This window comes from Skermanella sp. (assembly GCF_059503625.1).
In genome coordinates, this window is sequence record NZ_JCACHA010000392.1 from 1 (window position 1) to 2,543 (window position 2,543).

Genomic DNA, 2,543 nt, shown 5'->3' on the forward strand with positions numbered 1-2,543 from the left:
GCGACCCGATCGAGTCGATTGCGCTCGCCGTCCGCATGCCGCCCGACATGATCATCGCTTCCGCCGTGATGGACGGTTTGGGCGGTATGGACCTGCTGCGCGGCCTGAAGGCGATGACTCCCACCCACAAAGTCCCGATGGCGCTGCTGACCAGCCTGGACAGCGCGGTCAAGGACGTTCCGGAAGGCATCATGGTCATCCGCGTCGGCGCGAACTTCGGCGACGATTTCGCCGCCGCCATAACTAAGTTCAACCTGGGATAAATACTTTACGGCAACTTGGGTTCACTGCCCGCAGCAGCGCTTGAGTCTTCATATCCTCATGCCGCACAATGCTGTCGCCATATCTCCCGATACGCCGCCTCAAGATCACGGGTGAATGCGGCGCCGTCGCAGAGCGGCGAGGCTGCCATCCGCGCCCTCATGCCGGCCCGAAGCTTTACCAAGGTGTCCGTATCCTCCGCGAATCCGGCGGCTATCCGGACATACCCGTCAGGGTCCGATGCCGCCCATTCCTGATGTCCAAGCACGGTGACATGGCTCAAGCTGTGCCTGGCACAGAACCGCCATCCCGGCAGCGTGACGACCGGAACGCCCATCCACAACGCCTCCAGAGTGGTCAATCCCCCCGAATACGGCATCGGATCGAGCGCCACATCGACGTCGCCATAGGCCGCGAGCATTTCGGCATGGGAACCGCCGGGTCTCAGGTCAAGCCGGTCCGCGCCGATGCCCAATCCTGCAAACCGCCCAGTCACCCGCTCACGCAAGGTCCGGCACGCCAGCTCCTTGGTGTTCAGAACCAGCCGGCTTTCCGGAGCAGCCTTGAGCACGCGTGCCCATAGCATCAGCGTCTCATCGCTCAGCTTAGCCAGCCTGTTGAAACACCCGAAGGTCAGCCAGCCGTTCCGCAGCGCCGGCAACGATGTCACTTCCGGCGCGTAATCGGGAGGCCCGTAGCAGACATAACCGTTGGGCAGCCGGACGATACGCTCGGTATAAAGTCCTTCGGCTCCCGCCGGGACCTGCTGAGGATCGCCGATCAGCCAGTCCATGGCCGGCAATCCCGTCGTCCCGATCAATCCACCCCACGTCGCCTGCACCGGAGCCGGCGCCAAAGCGAAGGTCCCAAGCCGGTTGCGGGCGGTATGTCCGCCCAGGTCAACCAGCAGATCGATCCCGTCGGCGCGAATGCGCTCCACCAGCGCCCGGTCATCCATCCCCAGGACGGACACCCAATCCTGGCAATGACTCCGCAGGAATCGCGTCAGGTCGTCCTCGACCTCGCGGTCGGAATAGCAAACGACCTCGACCTCTGTCGGATCATGGTTCGGCAGGACGGGCGCCATGAACCAACCGACGGGATGTCGTCCAAAATCCGCTGAAACGTAGCCGATCCGCAACCGCCGATCAGGATCACGCTCCCGCACGGATTGCTCGATCGGCTTCGACTGCCCGGCGCCCCATTGCCGGATCGCCTCGAACAATCCTTCGTCACCGATCGTCGCAGAAAGATGCAGGGAATAATTTCGGTTGTGCGCGGCTACCCGATTGTCGGGCGCCAAGTCCACTGCCCTTCCATACGCCTCAGCCGCAGCATCAACCTCTCCGATATCGATCAGCACATTGCCGAGTTGGACCCAGGCACCTGCATCTTCCGCATCGAGAGACACCGCCCGGCGCGCCGCCTGCTCGGCACCCGCATAGTCGCCACTCGACGCCAGTACCGTGGAGAGCACCCCGAGCACGCTCCCATGGTCCGGCCTCAAGGCTATGGCCTGCTTGGCGGCATCTGCTGCATCGGCCGCTCTCCCCAGCCGGTTCAAAACCGCAGCCAGATTGGTCAACGCTTCCCCATGCTCGTGGTCGAGGTCCAATGCCAGCCGAAGCATTTCCGCCGCGTCTTCCAGCCTTCCCGCTTCAAGCAGCGCACAGCCGAAGTCATTCAGGACGGAAGCATCGTTGGGTGCCAGCCGAGCCGCGTTCGAATGCTGGGCCAGCGCTTCCTCCCACCGCCCCAATCTTCCCAGCACCACTGCCAATGCTCGCCGCGCGTCCACGAAATCGGGATGCGAAGCGACGGACTGCTCAAGCAATGCCACGGCCTCATCCTCCCTCCCCTGCTGGAACCGCAGCAAGCCAAGGAGACGCAGCAAATTAGGGTGCCGGGGAGAGGCGTTCAGGAGTCCCAGATAGGCGGCTTCGGCCTCGCCAAGCCTTCCGGCGCGGTGAAGTTCAAGCGCAAAGCCAAAGTCGACGCTCACGGCCGATTCCACAACGCCTCGCCTACGACAGGTAAAATCCAACTTGGTGGTTTTATTCTCAACATATATATGGCTATCTAGATAGCCATCACAATTGGGGTCGATATGCTCGAAGTTTCGATAGCCGAAGCCAGAAACCATTTGCCTCGCCTCGTGCAACAAGCCGAGGCTGGCGAGACCATCCAGATCACCCGTCGCGGCCGGCTGGTCGCCGTGCTGCTTTCCCAGGAAGAGTATGGGCGGCTACGAGGTGAGCGCTCCGGTTTCATGGAATTCCTGG

Annotated in this window: 3 protein-coding genes; 2 read left to right on the forward strand and 1 reads right to left on the reverse strand. The window is 62.4% G+C overall.

Features of this window, described 5'->3' with window-relative positions:
• On the forward strand, positions 1 to 263 hold a 263-nt coding region (locus AC5JJ6_RS08740), incomplete at its 5' end, for a PleD family two-component system response regulator (protein ID WP_496041662.1).
• A gap of 56 nt (positions 264 to 319) precedes the next feature.
• Here AC5JJ6_RS08740 and AC5JJ6_RS08745 read toward each other — a convergent pair.
• Positions 320 to 2,263 (reverse strand): O-linked N-acetylglucosamine transferase, SPINDLY family protein, encoded by a 1,944-nt coding sequence (locus tag AC5JJ6_RS08745; protein WP_496041663.1) that lies wholly within the window; start codon positions 2,261 to 2,263, stop codon positions 320 to 322.
• Between the two features lie 105 nt (positions 2,264 to 2,368).
• Between AC5JJ6_RS08745 and AC5JJ6_RS08750 the strand changes: the two genes are divergently transcribed.
• Positions 2,369 to 2,543: type II toxin-antitoxin system Phd/YefM family antitoxin (locus tag AC5JJ6_RS08750; RefSeq protein ID WP_496041664.1), on the forward strand; the 175-nt coding region annotated here is incomplete at its 3' end.